16 protein-coding genes are annotated in these 19,031 nt (G+C 63.6%); 13 read left to right on the forward strand and 3 right to left on the reverse strand.

What is annotated here, in order from left to right; all coding sequences use genetic code 11:
- Window positions 1-61 precede the first annotated feature (61 nt).
- Both metH and HU760_RS15695 read left to right on the forward strand, forming a co-directional pair.
- Entirely contained in the window at window positions 62-3,769 is a 3,708-nt protein-coding gene (gene metH / locus HU760_RS15690) for a methionine synthase (protein WP_186675754.1), read from the forward strand.
- 109 nt (window positions 3,770-3,878) lie between these two features.
- Window positions 3,879-4,094, forward strand: coding sequence for a DUF2970 domain-containing protein (locus HU760_RS15695; RefSeq protein WP_024086649.1), 216 nt, complete (start codon window positions 3,879-3,881; stop codon window positions 4,092-4,094).
- Window positions 4,095-4,385: 291 nt separating this feature from the next.
- On the opposite strand, the gene HU760_RS15700 is transcribed toward HU760_RS15695, so the two are convergent.
- Window positions 4,386-5,462 carry an ABC transporter substrate-binding protein gene (locus tag HU760_RS15700; RefSeq protein WP_186675757.1) on the reverse strand — a complete coding sequence of 359 codons (1,077 nt, stop codon included), beginning with the start codon at window positions 5,460-5,462 and terminating at the stop codon, window positions 4,386-4,388.
- Between the two features lie 211 nt (window positions 5,463-5,673).
- Between HU760_RS15700 and HU760_RS15705 the strand changes: the two genes are divergently transcribed.
- The 6 genes from HU760_RS15705 (at window position 5,674) to HU760_RS15730 (ending at window position 12,343) form a co-directional block, all read left to right on the forward strand.
- Window positions 5,674-7,326 (forward strand): nitrite/sulfite reductase, encoded by a 1,653-nt coding sequence (locus HU760_RS15705; RefSeq protein WP_186675760.1) that lies wholly within the window; start codon window positions 5,674-5,676, stop codon window positions 7,324-7,326.
- Complete coding sequence (locus tag HU760_RS15710; protein WP_186675763.1) at window positions 7,310-7,804, forward strand: DUF934 domain-containing protein; 495 nt, start codon at window positions 7,310-7,312, stop codon at window positions 7,802-7,804. The genes HU760_RS15705 and HU760_RS15710 overlap by 17 nt, the downstream gene beginning before the upstream one ends.
- 128 nt (window positions 7,805-7,932) lie before the next feature.
- Window positions 7,933-9,504, forward strand: a complete 1,572-nt coding sequence (locus HU760_RS15715; RefSeq protein WP_186675766.1) for a hypothetical protein — start codon at window positions 7,933-7,935, stop codon at window positions 9,502-9,504.
- A gap of 233 nt (window positions 9,505-9,737) precedes the next feature.
- The gene (gene dkgB, locus HU760_RS15720) at window positions 9,738-10,541 is read left to right on the forward strand and encodes a 2,5-didehydrogluconate reductase DkgB (RefSeq protein WP_186675769.1); all 804 of its coding nucleotides are present in this window, start codon (window positions 9,738-9,740) and stop codon (window positions 10,539-10,541) included.
- A gap of 5 nt (window positions 10,542-10,546) precedes the next feature.
- Window positions 10,547-11,734, forward strand: a complete 1,188-nt coding sequence (locus HU760_RS15725) for an MFS transporter (RefSeq protein ID WP_225932819.1) — start codon at window positions 10,547-10,549, stop codon at window positions 11,732-11,734.
- 144 nt (window positions 11,735-11,878) lie between these two features.
- Window positions 11,879-12,343: a nuclear transport factor 2 family protein gene (locus HU760_RS15730; protein ID WP_186675772.1), complete on the forward strand. Its 465-nt coding sequence runs from the start codon at window positions 11,879-11,881 to the stop codon at window positions 12,341-12,343.
- On the opposite strand, the gene HU760_RS15735 is transcribed toward HU760_RS15730, so the two are convergent.
- Together HU760_RS15735 and HU760_RS15740 are read right to left on the reverse strand one after the other, a co-directional pair.
- A complete protein-coding gene (locus HU760_RS15735; protein ID WP_186675774.1) occupies window positions 12,344-13,699 on the reverse strand; it encodes an ATP-binding protein in 1,356 nt (451 codons plus the stop codon).
- Complete coding sequence (locus HU760_RS15740) at window positions 13,696-14,418, reverse strand: response regulator (protein ID WP_186675776.1); 723 nt, start codon at window positions 14,416-14,418, stop codon at window positions 13,696-13,698. Before HU760_RS15740 ends, HU760_RS15735 begins: the two co-directional genes overlap by 4 nt.
- A 165-nt stretch (window positions 14,419-14,583) precedes the next feature.
- On the opposite strand from HU760_RS15740, the gene HU760_RS15745 reads away from it, so the two are divergent.
- From HU760_RS15745 to HU760_RS15765, 5 genes are all read left to right on the forward strand, one after another.
- Complete coding sequence (locus tag HU760_RS15745) at window positions 14,584-15,366, forward strand: MlaA family lipoprotein (RefSeq protein WP_186675779.1); 783 nt, start codon at window positions 14,584-14,586, stop codon at window positions 15,364-15,366.
- On the forward strand, window positions 15,356-15,589 hold the full coding sequence (locus HU760_RS15750) for a hypothetical protein (RefSeq protein ID WP_186675781.1): 234 nt from the start codon (window positions 15,356-15,358) through the stop codon (window positions 15,587-15,589). Before HU760_RS15745 ends, HU760_RS15750 begins: the two co-directional genes overlap by 11 nt.
- A gap of 132 nt (window positions 15,590-15,721) precedes the next feature.
- Window positions 15,722-16,954, forward strand: a complete 1,233-nt coding sequence (locus HU760_RS15755; protein WP_186675783.1) for an MFS transporter — start codon at window positions 15,722-15,724, stop codon at window positions 16,952-16,954.
- Between the two features lie 36 nt (window positions 16,955-16,990).
- Window positions 16,991-17,764: an AraC family transcriptional regulator gene (locus HU760_RS15760; RefSeq protein WP_186675785.1), complete on the forward strand. Its 774-nt coding sequence runs from the start codon at window positions 16,991-16,993 to the stop codon at window positions 17,762-17,764.
- A 91-nt stretch (window positions 17,765-17,855) separates the two neighbouring features.
- Entirely contained in the window at window positions 17,856-19,004 is a 1,149-nt protein-coding gene (locus tag HU760_RS15765) for a M14 family metallopeptidase (RefSeq protein WP_186675787.1), read from the forward strand.
- The last annotated feature ends 27 nt before the right edge of the window (window positions 19,005-19,031 follow it).

The following is a 19,031-nucleotide window of genomic DNA, read 5'->3' on the forward strand; positions in this document are numbered from 1 at the left end:
AAACCGCGCAGCTTTGTTATGATTCGGCACCTTCTGAAATTTGCCCGACCAGGTAGTTCCTATGTCCGACCGTAGCGCTCGTCTCCAAGCACTCCAGAACGCACTCCAGCAGCGCATCCTGATCCTCGACGGCGGCATGGGTACTATGATCCAAAGCTACCGGCTGGAGGAACACGACTATCGTGGCACGCGTTTCGCTGATTGGCCAAGCGATGTCAAAGGTAACAACGACCTGCTGCTGCTCAGCCGCCCCGATGTGATCGCGGCCATCGAGAAGGCCTACCTGGATGCCGGGGCCGATATCCTCGAAACCAACACCTTCAACGCCACGCAGATTTCCCAGGCCGATTACGGCATGGAGTCGCTGGTCTACGAGCTGAACGTCGAGGGCGCACGCATCGCCCGCCAGGTGGCCGACGCCAAGACCCTGGAAACCCCGGACAAGCCACGCTTCGTCGCCGGGGTACTCGGCCCGACCAGCCGCACCTGCTCGATTTCCCCGGACGTCAACGACCCCGGTTACCGTAACGTCACCTTCGACGAACTGGTCGCCAACTACATCGAGGCCACCCGCGGCCTGATCGAGGGCGGCGCCGACCTGTTGCTGATCGAGACCATCTTCGACACCCTCAACGCCAAGGCAGCGATCTTCGCCGTGCAGCAAGTGTTCGAAGACGACGGCATCGAACTGCCGATCATGATCTCCGGCACCATCACCGACGCCTCCGGGCGCACCCTGTCGGGCCAGACCACCGAGGCCTTCTGGAACTCGGTTCGCCATGCCAAGCCGATTTCCGTGGGCCTGAACTGCGCGCTCGGCGCCAAGGACCTGCGCCCATACCTGGAGGAGCTGGCGACCAAGGCCGACACCCACGTCTCGGCCCACCCCAACGCCGGCCTGCCGAACGCCTTCGGCGAGTACGACGAGACCCCGGCGGAAATGGCCGCCGTGGTCGAGGAATTCGCCGCCAGCGGCTTCCTCAACATCATCGGCGGTTGCTGCGGCACCACCCCGGGCCACATCCAGGCCATCGCCGAAGCCGTGGCCAAGTACCCGCCGCGCAAGATTCCGCAAATCGCCAAGGCCTGCCGCCTGTCAGGCCTGGAACCGTTCACCATCGACCGCCAGTCGCTGTTCGTCAACGTCGGCGAGCGCACCAACATCACCGGCTCCGCCAAGTTCGCCCGGCTGATCCGCGAGGAGAACTACACCGAAGCCCTGGAAGTCGCCCTGCAGCAGGTCGAGGCCGGCGCCCAGGTGATCGACATCAACATGGACGAAGGGATGCTCGACTCCCAGGCCGCCATGGTCCGCTTCCTCAACCTGATCGCTGGCGAGCCCGATATCTCGCGCGTGCCGATCATGATCGACTCGTCCAAGTGGGAGGTGATCGAGGCCGGCCTGAAGTGCATCCAGGGCAAGGGCATCGTCAACTCGATTTCCATGAAGGAAGGCGTCGAGCAGTTCAAGCACCATGCCCGCCTGTGCAAGCGCTATGGCGCCGCCGTGGTGGTGATGGCATTCGACGAGGTCGGCCAGGCCGACACCGCCGCGCGCAAGAAGGAAATCTGCCAGCGCAGCTATGACATCCTGGTCAACGAAGTGGGCTTCCCGCCGGAAGACATCATCTTCGACCCGAACATCTTCGCCGTCGCCACCGGTATCGAGGAGCACAACAACTACGCCGTCGATTTCATCGAGGCCTGTGCCTACATCCGCGACCACCTGCCGTACGCACTGAGTTCGGGCGGCGTGTCCAACGTGTCGTTCTCGTTCCGTGGCAACAACCCGGTGCGTGAAGCGATCCACTCGGTGTTCCTGTACCACGCGATCCAGAACGGCCTGACCATGGGTATCGTCAACGCCGGCCAGCTGGAGATCTACGACGAGATCCCTGCCGAGCTGCGGGAAAAGGTCGAAGACGTCGTGCTCAACCGAACCCCACATGGCACCGACGCACTGCTGGCCATCGCCGACAATTACAAGGGCGGCGGCGCAACCCGTGAAGTGGAAAACGAAGAGTGGCGCTCGCTGCCGGTGGAGAAGCGCCTGGAGCACGCGCTGGTGAAAGGCATCACGGCGTTCATCGTCGAAGACACCGAAGAATGCCGCCAGCAATGCGCGCGCCCCATCGAAGTGATCGAAGGCCCGCTGATGAGCGGCATGAACGTGGTGGGCGACCTGTTCGGTGCGGGCAAGATGTTCCTGCCGCAGGTGGTCAAGTCGGCCCGCGTGATGAAGCAGGCGGTGGCGCACCTGATTCCGTTCATCGAAGCCGAGAAAGGCGACAAGCCAGAGGCCAAGGGCAAGATCCTGATGGCCACGGTGAAAGGCGACGTGCACGACATCGGCAAGAACATCGTTGGCGTGGTGCTGGGCTGCAACGGCTACGACATCGTCGACCTTGGCGTGATGGTGCCGGCCGAAAAGATCCTGCAAACCGCTCGCGACGAGAAGTGCGACATCATCGGCCTGTCCGGCCTGATCACGCCGTCACTCGACGAGATGGTCCACGTGGCGCGCGAAATGCAGCGCCAGGGCTTCGAACTGCCGTTGATGATCGGTGGCGCCACCACCTCCAAGGCGCACACTGCAGTCAAGATCGAGCCCAAGTACAGCAACGACGCGGTGGTCTATGTCACCGACGCATCGCGTGCCGTGGGCGTGGCCACACAGTTGCTGTCCAGGGAGTTGAAAGCCGGCTTCGTCGAGAAGACCCGCCAGGAATATGAAGAAGTGCGCGAGCGCACCGCCAACCGCAGTGCCCGCACCGAGCGCCTGAGCTACGCCCAGGCCATTGCAGCCAAGCCGCAGTACGACTGGGCCAGCTACCAGCCGGCAGTGCCCTCCTTCACTGGCGTCAAGGTGCTGGAGAACATCGACCTGCGCACCTTGGCCGAATACATCGACTGGACACCGTTCTTCATTTCCTGGGACCTGGCCGGCAAGTTCCCGCGCATTCTCACCGACGAGGTGGTGGGCGAGGCTGCCACGGCGCTGTACAAGGATGCGCGCGAGATGCTCGACAAGCTGATCGACGAAAAGCTTATCAGCGCCCGCGCGGTGTTCGGCTTCTGGCCGGCCAACCAGGTGGCCGATGACGATATCGAAGTGTACGGCGACAACGGCCAGGCCCTGGCCACCCTGCATCACCTGCGCCAGCAGACCATCAAGCCGGACGGCAAGCCCAACTGGTCGCTGGCCGACTTCGTCGCACCGAAGGCCAGTGGCGTTACCGACTACGTGGGCGGTTTCATCACCACCGCCGGCATCGGTGCCGAGGAAGTGGCCAAGGCCTACCAGGACAAGGGCGACGACTACAGTTCGATCATGGTCAAGGCCCTCGCCGACCGCCTGGCCGAGGCCTGTGCCGAATGGCTGCACGAGCAGGTGCGTAAAGAGCACTGGGGCTATGCCCGCGACGAACACCTCGACAACGAGGCGCTGATCAAGGAGCAGTACCGCGGCATCCGCCCGGCGCCGGGGTATCCGGCCTGCCCGGACCACACCGAGAAGGAAACCCTGTTCCGCCTGCTCGATGGCACGGCCATCGGCGAGACCGGGCCGAGCGGCGTGTTCCTTACCGATCACTTTGCGATGTTCCCGGCGGCGGCGGTCAGTGGCTGGTACTTTGCCCACCCGCAGGCGCAGTACTTTGCCGTAGGCAAGGTCGACCGGGACCAGATCGAAAACTACAGCGCGCGCAAAGGCCAGGACATCAGCGTGAGCGAGCGCTGGCTGGCGCCCAACCTCGGATACGACAGCTAATTCGCCACTGGTTTCTTCGCGGGCTTGCCCGCGAAGAAACCGGTAAAGCCAGCCTCAACCTCTTTGCCTACACTGTCCCTGATAGCCTCCGATTTCCCCAGGAGCCACCATGGACGATTCCAGCCAGGGCAAACCCCCAACCTTCTGGCAGATGCTGCACAGCATCCTCGCCGCCGCCTTCGGCGTGCAAAGCGGCAAGAACCGCGCCCGCGACTTCACTCACGGCAAGGCCAGCCACTTCATCGCGCTGGGGACGCTGTTCACCCTGGTGTTCATCGCCATACTGATCGGCCTGGTGCAATTGGCCCTGCACCTGGCCCGCTAGCCTGCATTCGCCACATCGCCGGCAGCAGGAAAACGCCTGCGGGATTCCCTCCCGCAGGTGCACTGGCTGCATCACGGTCTTTGAATACAAGTCTACTGGTGGCTGACCCAATACACGGCGGTGACCACCACCAGAACGATCAGGCAGAGGATCGCCCAGGCATCGACGCTACTGTCAGCTTTGCGGACTTTGGTTGAGTTTCCCATTGCATTGCCTCTTGTAGTGGTTATGGGAATGCACTTCACCACCAGCAGTTAAGACGAGCAATGCCCTTCGCTCAAGCAGGGTCTTTCAATAATTGATCGGTGACGTCAGAAACGGGTACTGGTAGCTGGCCGGCCGCCCTTCGGCACTGTAATGCAGGAAATCGACGCCGTAGTCGCTACGTTCCAGCAGTTCCAGCCAGCGCTTTGCCTTGGCCTGGTCGATCACCTGCAACACCGGCACGCGGTGCTCGCGCAGGCCGTCACGGTTCACCGGCACCCCCTGGGCATCATCATGCAGCATCACCATGGCCCAGCCACCGAGGGTGAAATGCCCGCCCAACAGGACACTCAGGCGCCCGTCGATACGTGCACGCAGCGCCTCGGGCGAACTGTTGATGGTACCGAATAGCACGTCATGCCCCGGTCGGCGCCCTGCCTCCTCGAACGCCTGCATGGCGCCAAAAGCCATTTCGTCATTCGCCGACCACACCAGGCGGGTGTCCGGATAACGCAACAGCAGCTGCTGCGCCTGCTCATAGGCGCGCTGACGGTTCCAGCCACCGTATACCACCTGGCGCAGGCGCACCTGAGGGTAGTCGGCCAAGGCGCGGCGCATGCCCTCCACGCGCAGTTGCGAGGCCGGGGTGGTGTTGACCCCGGCAAAGGCCAACAGGTCCACCGGCCCACTGTCACGGGGCAGTTGTGCGACCATCTGGTGCAACATCTGGAAGCCTGCCTCCTCGTCGTTGCTGACCAAGGTGCCCAGGGGCTCGGCATACTTGTCAGGCTGGGCCTCGATACTCAGCGCCTGGCTGGCGGTGAGGCCGTTGTTGACCAGGAACAGCTTGACCCCGGTGCCACGCGACAGGCGCATGATCTCCGGGGCCACATACTGCTCGTTGACCAGCACCAGGTAATCCGGCCGCTGCGGCCCGTTCAGGATCGCCCTGGCGTGGCTTAGCGCCAGGTCAGCGCGGCGCTCGCTGTATTCCACGCGCAGGGTCATGCCCAGCTCGTCCGCAGCCGCTTGCATGAAGCGGGTATACGTGGTCCAGAACGTCTCGGTGGACAGCCCCGGGTTGAGGAAAACCACCGAAACCGGTTGCGCACTTGCCGCCAGTGGCAAGACAAGACACAAGCTTTGGCACAACGCCTTGAGCATGGGGGAATCCCTGCAAAACAAACCCGGCATTATAAACGCGAGGGCGCAGCCAGCGCACAAACGGCATTCAGTCTCACATAGTCCGTTTGGTTCTTTTCATATGCAAAAACATCACTTTAGCGCATAAACGCAACCTGCTATCGTTCCCCGGCTCCGATGCGGAGTGCGCGGCCGTGCGCGCGAATAGCTGCATGCCTGAGACAGGACTTTTATGTACGTATACGACGAGTACGATCAGCGGATCATCGAGGACCGCGTCAAGCAGTTCCGTGATCAGACCCGCCGCTACCTGGCCGGGGAACTGAGCGAAGAAGAATTCCGCCCTCTGCGCCTGCAGAACGGCCTTTACATCCAACGTTTCGCACCAATGCTGCGTGTCGCCGTGCCGTACGGCCAGCTGAACGCCCGCCAGGTCCGCACCCTGGCCAAGATCGCCCGCGACTACGACAAGGGCTATGCCCACATCTCCACCCGCCAGAACGTACAGTTCAACTGGCCGGCGCTGGAAGACGTCCCGGACATCCTCGCCGAGCTGGCCACCGTGCAGATGCACGCGATCCAGACCAGCGGCAACTGCCTGCGCAACACCACCACCGACCAGTTCGCCGGTGTCGCTGCAGATGAAATCATCGATCCACGCCCCTGGTGTGAAATCGTCCGCCAGTGGACCACCTTCCACCCGGAATTCGCCTACCTGCCGCGCAAGTTCAAGATTGCCATCAACGGCTCGCAGGAAGACCGTGCCGCCATCGAAGTGCACGACATCGGCCTGGAGCCGGTGCGCAATGCCGCTGGCGAACTGGGCTTCCGCGTGCTGGTCGGCGGCGGCCTGGGCCGTACCCCGGTAGTCGGCTCGTTCATCAACGAGTTCCTGCCCTGGCAGGACCTGATCAGCTACCTCGATGCCATCCTGCGTGTGTACAACCGTTACGGCCGCCGTGACAACAAGTACAAGGCGCGGATCAAGATCCTGGTCAAGGCCCTTACCCCGGAAGTGTTCGCCGAGAAGGTCGAGGCCGAAATGGTCCACCTGCGCGGCGGCAGCACCACCCTGACCGAGGCCGAAGTGCAGCGCGTTTCGCGCCACTTCGTCGACCCGGACTACCTGGCACTCGACAACGTCGACTACAGCGCCTTGGATGCCGAGTACCCAGGTTTTGCCCGCTGGCGTTCGCGCAATACCCGCGCCCACAAGCGCCCGGGCTATGTGGCCGTGACCCTGTCGCTCAAGCCCACCGGTGTAGCCCCGGGCGACCTGACCGACAAGCAGCTGGACGCCGTGGCCGACCTGGCCGAGCGCTACAGCTTCGGTTTCCTGCGCACCTCGCACGAGCAGAACATCATTCTTGCCGACGTCGAGCAGCGCCAGCTGCACGCACTGTGGCTGGAGCTGCGCGAGGCCGGCTTCGCCACCCCGAACATCGGCCTGCTCACCGACATCATCTGCTGCCCGGGCGGTGACTACTGCTCGCTGGCCAACGCCAAGTCGATCCCGATCGCCGAATCCATCCAGCGCCGCTTCGACGACCTGGACTACCTGTTCGACATCGGCGAAATCGACCTGAACATTTCCGGCTGCATGAACGCCTGCGGCCACCACCACGTGGGCCACATCGGCATTCTCGGCGTGGACAAGAAGGGCGAGGAGTTCTACCAGGTGTCGCTGGGCGGCAATGCCGCGCGTGGCGCGAGCCTGGGCAAGATCCTCGGCCCGTCCTTCGCCCAGGACGACATGGCCGATGTGATCGAGAAGCTGATCGCCGTGTACGTCGAGCAACGTACCGAGGAAGAGCGTTTCATCGACACCTACCAGCGTATCGGCATCGACCCCTTCAAGGAACGCGTCTATGCAGCGAATCATTAAGAACAACCAGATCGTCGACGAAACCTGGCACCTGCTGCCCAAGGACACCTCATTCGACGAGCTGACCAACTGCGACGACTACATTGTCCCGCTGCAGATGTGGCGCGACCATGCCCATGCACTGAAGGCCCGCGACGGTGGCCTGGGTGTGTGGCTGGACAGCGATGAAGAAGCGGAAGAAATCGGCGACGACGTGCAGCACTTCCAGGTCATCGCCCTGAACTTCCCGGCCTTCACCGATGGGCGCAACTACTCCAATGCGCGCCTGCTGCGTGAGCGCTACGGCTTCAAGGGTGAGCTGCGTGCCATTGGTGACGTGCTGCGCGACCAGCTGTTCTTCATGGCCCGTTGCGGCTTCGACGCCTTCGCCATCCGTGCCGACAAGGACCCGGACGACGCCCTGCAAAGCCTGAAAGACTTCTCGGTGACCTACCAGGCCGCCACCGACGAGCCGCTGCCACTGTTCCGCCGCCGCTGATCGTCCCCTGCAATACCTTGCGGCCCGCCTTCATGGCGGGCCGTTTCGTTGTCTGCTCAAAAATTCAAGTTCGCTGCTGGCTCGCCGACAATCATGGACGAACGTACCGGAAAACGCAGGGAGCGTGAATGAATCCGATTACAGCGATCATACGCACGACACCGACCTACATTACTGCATCAACGACACCATCAGGCAATTCCGTAGAAGCCGCAAGGTCAACGGCTGCAAGCAGCAGGGTCAGCATCGGACAGTCACCCTCCAGCGCCGACATTGATACTTACAATGCCAAAGGCACCCTCGGCAGTGGCCAGGTTCGCTATGTCTGGGAGCAGGACGGTATCGACAAGCTGAGCATGTTGATGTACAGCGCAATTCAATCCTCCTCCACCGCAGCCCGGTTTCAGGGCCTGGGCGCAGCCCTGCTGGAACAACTGGCAGCCACTGGCGGGCAACGTATCTCGCAGTCAGGGTTGGCAGTGAACAACGGCGCGGCAACCGAGCCCATGCTGCTTGCCCTGCAACAGGCCAGGCTGCGTGAATTCGCCACGGATAGCGTGACTTTCACCCTGAACACGGCCTCTGGCGCGACCGTTTCATTAGGGCTGTTCAACAGCGCCAGCGGCTTGGCTGTAGATGCCGAGGTTCTCGGAGGCAGTCTGACTGCCAACGAACTCAAAGGCCTGTCGATGATGGCAGGCACTTTCCAGACCGCCCTCAACGGCCTTACCCAAGAACCCCCGAGCCTCAGGCTCGGCTCGCTGGTAAAGCTTGACCCCACGCTCTTCACCGGCCTGCAATTCAAGGCACAGCTGCAAACCGCAGGCGGCGCTCAGCAGACGTTTGCCCTGGAAATGGACGAGCACACGCGCAGCCTGGAGCTGCAAGCACCATCCGGCAACGTGAAACTGAACTTCGACACCCAAGGTGGCACCTTGCTGGGCAGCGAGGTGCAACGGCAAGCGGCAGTGTCAAACTACCTGAATCAATTCGATGCCGCGCAGAAACGCGGAAACGGCGATGAACAGCTGATGACGCTGTTCAAGGATGCGTTCCGCCAACTTAATAGCGTGGACGACACCACCCCGCGCCCAACGAATCATCACACCCTGCTGAACAAGACCAGCCGCCTGCTGCTCAGTGGCATGGCCGACTTCACTGCTTCGGTGACCCAGCCCGAGCGGCGAAGCAATCCCATGCGCAAGAATGAAGTAGATAGCTTCGACTACAACGTCTCCCAGACGACCACCCTCAAGGGAGGAGCAGCGAACCTGAGCCTGCAACAGGACCAGCGAAGCGAGCTGAAGGCGTCCTGGCACGAAAGCCTCAATCCATGGGTGGAACTGCGACTCGGCCTTGACAGCGAATCGCAGGACTACCGTTACCATGAGGTCCATGACCAGGCCAGCAGCTCTACGCGCATGGCATTTGTCAATAACGTGATGATCGAGGCCACAGCGACGCAACAGGCCTCTCAGCAGGAGCGTGTGCGCACCTATCAGCAGGCCGAACTACAAACCGATGTCACCACCAGCGCTGCGAACGATCAGTCACGCGATCTGCTGGAGATCCTGGAAAACCTCCTTGCCCAGGACCGACAGGCGCGGCGCCTTGGCGTTGCCTCCAGCCTGGAGCAACAAATCCAGTCGCTTCGAGGTTTGTGGCTGCTGCAGCCCATCCCGGCGCTGATCGACGATTGACCGCGATCATTGCCGTCCCTGGCGCCCTCGGACCGGCCTCAGGGGCCACCAGCTTCAATTGGCTGCCTTTCGATCACGGCCCGACGGCGGATTCTTGCCCTCAGGTCAAATGATCTTGGCGCCGGCCGCGCTTAATCAATGCTCGCCGAAGCCGCACACTGTTCGCCACACCAAGATCGCACGAGCCTGAGCCTCCAGGCTCGGTTTGTTCACCCCTCTACCAGGAACAGATCATGAGCATTCCATCCTTCGGCCTTGGCACCTTCCGCCTCACTGGCCAGGCCGTCATCAATTCAGTCAAGGCAGCCCTGGAGCTGGGCTACCGGGTCATCGACACCGCGCAGATCTACGACAACGAGGCAGAAATCGGCCAGGCCATCGCCGAAAGCGGCGTGCCGCGCAGCGAGCTGTTCATCACTACCAAGATCTGGGTAGCCAACTACGCCGCCGACAAACTGATCCCCAGCCTGCGCGAAAGCCTGCACAAACTGCGCACCGACCATGTCGACCTGCTGCTGATCCACTGGCCAGCCCCAGGCAACGGCGTTGAACTGCCCGAGTACATGGCCGCCCTGGCCGAAGCCAAAGCGCTGGGCCTGACCCGCCAGATCGGTGTGTCCAACTTCAACATCGAGTTGACTCGCCAAGCCATCGAAGTGGTCGGCAAAGGCGAGATCGCCACCAACCAGATCGAGCTCAGCCCGTATCTGCAGAACCACAAGTTGGTGAGCTTTCTCAAAGAACAAGGCATCACCGTCACCTCGTACATGACGCTGGCCTACGGCAAGGTCCTGAAAGACCCGGTACTCGCCGACATCGGCGCCAGGCACAAGGCCACGGTCGCCCAGGTTGCCCTGGCCTGGGCCCTGCAGCAGGGCTACGCGGTAATCCCGTCGTCTACCAAGCGCGAGAACCTGGCCAGCAACCTGCTCGCCCAGAGCCTGCTGCTAGACGCCGATGACATGGCCCGGATTGCCACGCTGGAACGCAATGGCCGCGAAGTCAGCCCCGACGGCCTGGCCCCTGCCTGGGATTGATCGCCATGACTTCTCAAGCAATGCAAAGCGGCCGGGTACTCTTCGCCCTGGCCATCGGCGCCTTCGGCATCGGCACCACCGAGTTCACCCCGATGGGCCTGTTGCCGGTGATCGCCCAGGGCGTCGACGTGAGCATCCCCAGTGCCGGCATGCTGATTACCGCCTATGCCATTGGCGTGATGGTCGGCGCGCCGGTAATGACGTTACTGTTCAGCCGTTTCGGCAAGCGCGCGGCACTGATGGCGCTGATGGCCATTTTCACCCTGGGCAACCTGCTGTCGTCGCTGGCGCCGGACTATTACACCCTGCTCGCCTCGCGGCTGGTCACCAGCCTCAACCACGGCGCGTTCTTCGGCCTTGGCGCGGTGGTAGCGGCCAGCGTGGTACCCAAGGAGAAACAGGCCAGTGCCGTGGCGACCATGTTCATGGGCCTGACCATCGCCAACATTGGCGGCGTGCCAGCGGCCACCTGGGTCGGCCAGCAGGTCGGCTGGCGCATGGCCTTTGCCGGCACCGCCGCGCTGGGCCTGCTGGCCATGGCCGCGCTGTGGTTCGCCCTGCCCAAGGGAGAACGCGGCAGCGTGCCACATGTGCGCAGGGAGCTGGCCGTGATCGCCCGCCCCAGCGTGTTGCTGGCGATGGCTACCACCGTGCTCGGCGCCGGTGCCATGTTCACCTTGTACACGTATGTCGCGCCGGTGCTGGCCGAACTGACCGGCGCCTCGGACAGCTTCGTCACCCTCGGCCTGGTGCTGATCGGCGTCGGCTTCACCCTGGGCAACAGCCTGGGGGGGCGCCTGGCCGACTGGTCGCTGGACGGTGCAGCGCGCATCTTCCTCGCAGCGCTGGCGGCAATCATGCTGCTGATGCCACTGGTACTGGGCAGCCATATCGGCGCCGCCCTGGTCTTGCTGGTGTGGGGCATGTTCACCTTTGCCGTGGTGCCACCGCTGCAGATGCGGGTGATGATCGCGGCCATCGAGGCGCCGGGGCTGGCCTCGTCGATCAACGTCGGTGCATTCAACCTGGGTAACGCCCTGGGCGCTGCGCTGGGTGGTGCGGTGATCAGCCTGGACCTGGGCTATGCGGCGGTGCCGATGGCCGGTGGTGTACTCGCGGCAGCCGGGCTGCTGCTGGTTTGGCTGGGTGGGCGCAGCAAGGCTGTCGAAAAGACTGCCGCCGACGCGGCCTGATCGCTCCTGCACCGGGACTGTGCCTGGCATGGCACCTTCGCATTGTTCCAGGCAATGCAATTATGAAGTGCCAGGCACATCCATTCTCTGCCTGCCCCTCGACGGCTAAGCTCCTTACCAGCCAATCGACCCGAGGAGTAACCCATGTCCCGCCCACCCCTTCCGCCTTTCACCCATGCAAGCGCCGTCGAAAAGGTCCGTCTGGCCGAGGATGGCTGGAACAGCCGCGACGCTGCCAAGGTCGCGCTTGCCTATACCGTCGACACCGTGTGGCGCAACCGCGTCGAGTTCCCCCGCGGCCGCGCCGAGGTCGAGGCCTTCCTGACGCGCAAATGGAACCACGAACTGGAGTACCGCCTGATCAAGGAGTTGTGGGCCTTCAGCGGCAACCGCATTGCCGTGCGCTATGCCTACGAGTACCACGACGACAGCGGCCAGTGGTACCGTGCCCATGGCAACGAAAACTGGGAATTCGCCGACGACGGGCTGATGCAGAACCGCCATTCGAGCATCAACGAACAGCCCATCAGCGAGGCCGAGCGCAAGTTCCATTGGCCGTTGGGGCGGCGCCCGGATGATCACCCGGGGCTCAGCGAGCTGGGGCTCTGATCAGCCTGCTGGCAGCGTGACCCTGACCTCCAGGCCACCCCCCGGGCGATTGCCCAAGGTCACGCTGCCGCCCTGCTCCAGCACGATGGCCCGTGCTGCCGGCAGGCCCAGCCCGACGCCGCCGGTATCACGGTTGCGTGAACCTTCGATACGGTAGAACGGCGCAAATACCTGTTCATGCAGCTCTGTTGCAATGCCGGGCCCGCGATCCTGCACGGTGATCTCGATGTGCCCGGCACCTGGCGCCAAGGCCACCGCAGGCTCACGGCCGTACTTCGCGGCATTGTCGATCAGGTTGACCAGCACGCGCTTGATCGCCACCGGCCGCCCCTCGTATACACAGCGGCGCGGCCCGCTCAGCCCGACCTCCACGCCGGCGTCGCGGAAATCGTCCACCACGGTCGACAGCAACTCGCCCAGGTCGAACACGGTAGTTTGCTCCAGCCGGGCATCGTCACGGAAGAACGCCAACGCCGCATCGACCATCGCCTGCATTTCGTCGACGTCATTGAACAGCCTGGCCTGCAGCTGTGGGTCATCAATGAACTCGGCGCGCAGGCGCATGCGCGTCAACGGTGCACGCAAGTCATGGGAAATGGCCGCGAGCATCTGGGTGCGGTCGTTGAGGAAATGCTTGAGCTGCGCCTGGGTGGCATTGAACGCGAGAATCGCCTGGCGCAGGTCGTGCGGGCCGACCTCCGGAATCGGTGGCGCATTGAAGTCCTGGCCAAAACGCCGCGCGCCTTCGGCAAAACGCTCCAGCGGCTTGGCCAGGTAGCGCGTGGCCAGCAACGCGACGGCGAGGCTGGAAACCAGCATCAAGGTCAGGATGATCAGGTTGCGCGGCAGCTCATCCAGGCCCCAGCTGCGGGCGGTGGCGCGGAACAGCACCCAGGACTTGTCGCTCAGCTCGATCATCAGCGCATAACCCCGCTCAGGAGCGTATTCCGGCATGTCGGACGGTTCGAAGGCTTCGATCCTGGCATCCGGGCGCTTGAGCAGCGCGCGCAGGATAGGCGTGCCCTTGCTGAACTCGGCATCGACCAGCGCTGGTACGCCCGCTTCGTCATGGCGGCGCAGCCAGCGCACCGAGTAGCTGCCGTCGCCCGCCGCGCTGGCGATGCTGGCACGCTGCGCCAAGGGCGCGACATCGAGGATGCGGGTAACCGCCGCAACCTTTTCGATCACTCCGCTTTCCAGCAGCGGTGGCTGCGCCCAGACGCTCAGCAGCAGGCTGAACAGCCCTTTGAGCAGCAACAGAAAGAGCATCGCCGTCAGGGTGGTCAGCGCGATCCAGCGGGCAATGGTGATCTTCGGCCGTGGCAGGGCCTGGCGAACCCGGGCAAGCAGGCTCATCGCCTGGCGACCGTTGGTGTGAACAGGTAACCAGCGTTGCGCAAGGTGCGGATCAGGGGCTCGTGGCCATGATCGCTTTCAAGCTTGCGACGCAGCCGGCTCACCTGTACATCAACGCTGCGGTCATAGGCCTCGTAGGCATCGCCACGGGCCAGGTCCAGCAGCTGCTGGCGGCTGAGCACCCGGCGTGGATGCTCGGCGAACACCAGCAACAGCTCGAACTCACCGTTGGACAAGGGGATCATGACGTTGGCCGGCGATCGCAATTCGCGCCGCACCACATCCAGCCGCCAGCCGGCAAACTCGAACACCGCACAGGCATGGCCCGCCGCACCAGCGGCTGCGCGATCAACCGCTTCGCCGGCACGCCGCAGCACTGCCCTGACCCGCGCCAGCAGTTCGCGGGCAGCAAACGGCTTGGTCAGGTAGTCATCCGCGCCCAATTCCAGCCCCACCACGCGGTCACTCAGCTCGCCCATGGCAGTGAGCATGATCACCGCCACCTTGTGCTCGGCCAGCAAGCGCTGGCACAGCACCAGGCCGCTATCGCCGGGCAGCATCACGTCGAGAATCACCAGGTCTGGCACGCGCCGTTCGACGGCCTGCCAGAGCGCTTTGCCGTCCCTGGCCACGTCAACCTCGTAACCGTGCTGGCGAAGGAACTTCTGTAGCAGGTCGAGTACTTCGACATCGTCGTCGACTATCAGCAAATGGCTCACGAACACCCACCAAAACAAGATTTCAAGCCGTACTTTAAGGCCATCCTGCGCTGGCCGTCATTTATTTCAACCCGGTAACAAAGTGTCGACGCCGAGACAATCCGGACATTCCCCGGCAAACAAAACTGCGCAGCATTGCCGCCAGTTCTTGCCAGGAAGACCCCTATGTCCCGTTCACCCTCCGCCTCCCGCTCAGCGCGCTCTACCGTACTGGTGCTGTCGCTGCTGGCCGCGGGAGGCTGCAGCCAACGCGCCCTTGCCACAGCCGCCTGCGGCAATGTCGCCTGTCAGGTCAGCGACCCGGCAGAACCTGCCAACCGTGCCGTATTCGCCTTCAACCGCAGCGTCGATGACTACCTGCTGGCCCCCATCGCCCGAGGCTATGAGGCGCTCCCCGGTTTCGCCCGGCAGGGCATGCACAACTTTGCCAGCAACTTCGCAGAGCCCAAGGTGTTCATCAACGATGTGCTGCAGGGCAACGGCGAGCGGGCGATGACCAGCCTCACGCGCTTCATGTTCAACACCACCCTGGGTGTGGCGGGACTGGTCTATGTATCGGGGCAAATGGGGTTGAGCCAGCACCGCTCCGACTTTGGCCAGACCTTCGGCGTCTGGGGCATCGCCAATGGTCCGATCGTCGAGCTGCCATTGCTGGGTTCACACAACTTGCGCGATGCCACCGGCACGCTACTGGGCATGGCGCTGGACCCGTTTGGCGGCAACAGCGATACCGTCGCCACACTGGGCAATGTCGCCACGGCGGGAGGCTTCGTCGACGCACGGGCCGCAGCCCTGCCACTGACCGACCTGCTGCGGACCTGGCCGGATTACTACGTCGCGCTGCGTGACTACACTGCGCAACGGCGCAGCATCCGGGTGGCAGAAGGCAAGGCCGGCGAGCCAGGCACATGGCAGGCAGATTGTGCCGGGGGTGCCCGTGAAAACTGATAGCCAGACCGCCGTGCTGTTGTTCAGGCGCCTGGAAGGCGCCGCCCGCCAGCCGCTGTTGCTGCATGAACTGGAAGCCCGCGTATCTGCCGATGGTCGCAGCCTGGTGCTGAGCCGCTATCGGGAACGCTTTACCGCCGAAGGCAAACCCTACCGCCACGAGGCTCACCGCAGCATACCGATCGCCACCTTGCTGCGCTGGATGGCCCGGCAGGGGCGATAAATCAGCAGAAGCGGATTTGCCAATGTCCGAAACGCGACAGGCGCTGCCTGTTCGGCGCGAGACAGGCAACCGTGGCGCTGGCTACCCTCTTCTGGCGTTGCCTTGCTCCCTTTCGACAGAAGAACTTTGCCCATGACGACACCCTCCGCCTCCATGGCCGCCACCACGCCTGCCGACCCACCTCAGGGCTTTCTGGTCCGCATCGTCGGCGCTGCCGCATTCGCCCATCTGCTCAACGACCTGATCCAGGCCGTATTGCCGTCGATCTACCCGATGCTCAAGAGCGATTTCGCACTGAGTTTCGCCCAGGTCGGCTGGATCGCCCTGGTCTACCAGGTGACCGCCTCGCTGCTGCAACCCTGGGTCGGCCTGTACACCGACAAGCATCCGCAACCCTACCTGCTGCCAGCCGGCATGCTGGTGACCCTGGTGGGCATCGCCCTGCTCGCCTTCGCCGGCAGCTATGCCATGCTGCTGGTGGCCGCCGCCGTGGTCGGCGTGGGCTCGGCCACCTTCCATCCGGAAGCCTCGCGGGTGGCGAGGATGGCCTCCGGCGGGCGCTTCGGCACTGCGCAATCGACCTTCCAGGTGGGCGGCAACACCGGCTCGGCCCTTGGCCCGCTGCTGACCGCCGCCATCGTCATCCCGCATGGCCAGCCTGCCATTGCCTGGTTCATGCTGGCGGCGGCGCTGGCGGTGTGGGTGCTGTGGCGGGTGACCGGCTGGACCATGAGCCACGGCCAGACCCGGCTCAAGACCTTCGCCGGCCAGCAGCCGCCCGGGCTGGCCCCTGGCGCCATGTGGCGCGCCGTTGGGGTAATCGCCGTGCTGATGTTCGCCAAGTTCGTCTATATCGCTTCGTTCACCAACTACTTCACCTTCTACCTGATCGAACATTTCGGCCTGAGCGTGCAACACAGCCAGCTGTACCTGTTCATATTTCTCGCAGCGGTGGCATTGGGCACCTTCGCTGGCGGCCCGGTAGGTGACCGGATCGGGCGCAAGGCGGTGATCTGGGTCTCGTTCCTTGGCGTGGCCCCCTTCGCCCTCGCCCTGCCCTATGCCAACCTGGCCTGGACGGCAGCCCTGGCGGTAGTCATCGGGCTGGTGATGTCCTCCGCCTTCGCCGCGCTGGTGGTCTATGCCCAGGAGGCTGTGCCGGGGCGGGTCGGCATGGTGTCCGGGGTAATGTTCGGCTTGATGTTCGGCATCAGCGGCATCGGTGCCGCCGGGCTCGGCGAGCTGGCCGACCGGCATGGCATCGAGTGGGTGTACCAGGCAATCGCGTTCTTGCCACTGCTGGGGCTGGCCACTGCGCTGCTGCCGGCAACCCGCTCGCAAGCCCGCCCCGCCCGCTGCTGTTAAAGTGGCTGGGCCGGGCAGCCTGAACACGAGGTAGAAATGCTCAAACCGCAGCATGAATTGCTGGTGGAGGTCGATGAATGGGCCTGGGAAGTGGGTAGCCGCGCAACCGACTACCCGACCGACTGGTTCATCGAGCCGCACAGCCATGCCAAGCATCAACTGATCTATGCCATCAAAGGCCTGATGATCGTCGAGTCCGGCAATGAACGCTGGACCGTGCCACCCAGCCGCGGGGTGTGGATGCCCTGCGGCCAGGTGCATGCAATACGCTGCGTGGGCGAGGTGAAGATGCGCAGTGTGTTCGTGCGCGCCGACACCGCCGTGCCACTGCCCGGGCAGAGCAAGGTCATCAGCATTTCGCCTTTGCTCAGCGAACTGATCAAGGCCTCGGTGGGCTTCTCGGCGCCGTTTGCCGATGACTCGCGCGAAGGCCGGGTGATGCGCCTGATCCTCGATGAGGTCTGCGTGCTGCCAACCCTGCCGTTGAAGCTGTCGCAACCCGCCGACAAGCGCCTGCGGGCAATCTGCTCGGCGTTGCACGAACGACCTTACGATAATGCCACCCTGGCCGACTGGGGCGTGCACTTGGGGGTGGACGAAAAGACCATCCAACGGCTGTTCCGCAAGGAAACCGGCATGACCTTCGGCCAGTGGCGTCAGCAGGCGCGGCTGATGCAGGCGCTGGAACGGATCGCCCTGGGCGAGCGGATCATCGATGTCGCGGTGGCGCTGGGCTACGACAGCCCAAGCGCCTTCGCCAGCATGTTCAAGCGCCAGTTCGGCACCACGCCCAGCCAGTTCTTCAGATGACCTGAAAAACAAACATTGCATGATCTCACGCAGCAACCTGCTCATGGCGTGTACAGTAGGCTCACAACAAAGCCCAGAAGGAGCCCGGCACATGACCGCGACGCTGTCCCCCCTGCAGATCGACTGCGATTTCGACTCCGGCAACATCCAGGTACTGGATGCCAGCAACCCGGCCCGGGTGCACCTGGCCATTCGCCCCGACACTCACAGCGGCCACTACCAGTGGTTCCACTTCAAGGTCAGCGGGCTGACGCCGGGCCAGGTCCATCGCTTCAGCCTCGACAACGCCTCCGGCTCGTCCTACAAGAACGCCTGGAGCGGTTACAACGCCGTTGCCTCCTATGACCAGCAAAGCTGGTTCCGCGTGCCCAGCCAGTTCGATGGCACGGCGTTGTCGTTCGAGGTAAAAGCCGAACAGCCGCAGATCTGGTTCGCTTACTTCGAACCCTACTCGCGCACCCGCCACAACCAGCTGATCGAACGTGCCCGGCAATTGCCAGGGGTCGAGCTGCTGGCCAGCGGCCGTAGCGTTCAGGGCCGTGACATTCCCCTGCTGCGTGCCGGCGATGGCGCCGCAGGCAAGCGCAAGTTGTGGCTGATTGCCCAGCAACACCCGGGCGAACACATGGCCGAATGGTTCATGGAAGGGGTGATCGACCGCCTGCAGGCCGACGACGCGATGATCCGCCAATTGCTGGCCAAGGCCGACCTGTACCTGATCCCCAACATGAACCCCGACGGCGCCTTCCATGGCCACCTGCGCACCAACTTCAAGGGCAAGGACCTCAACCGTGCCTGGCAGGACGCCAGTGTCGAGTTCAGCCCCGAGGTGTTCTTCGCCCAGGCGCAGATGAAGCAGTACGGTGTGGATGCGTTCATCGACGTGCATGGCGACGAAGAGATTCCCCATGTGTTCACCGCGGCCTGCGAAGGCAACCCGGGCTATACGCCGCGGCTGGCGCAGCTGGAAACGCAGTTCCGCAACACCCTGTGCAGCCTGACCCGTGACTTCCAGACCGTGCACGGCTACACCCGCGACGAGCCGGGGCAGGCCAACACGACACTGGCCTGCAACGCCGTGGGTATGGCGCATGACTGCCTGTCGCTGACGCTGGAAATGCCCTTCAAGGACCATGACGACGCGCCCGACCCGATCACCGGGTGGTCGGGGGCACGTTCGAAGGCACTGGCCGGGGCGGTGCTGGAGACCCTGGCGCAGATGGTGGACGATTTGCGTTGAGCCCCGCGGCGTTTGAGCTGACCTCAA

It is taken from the genome of Pseudomonas oryzicola (assembly GCF_014269185.2).
Taxonomy (GTDB): domain Bacteria; phylum Pseudomonadota; class Gammaproteobacteria; order Pseudomonadales; family Pseudomonadaceae; genus Aquipseudomonas; species Aquipseudomonas oryzicola.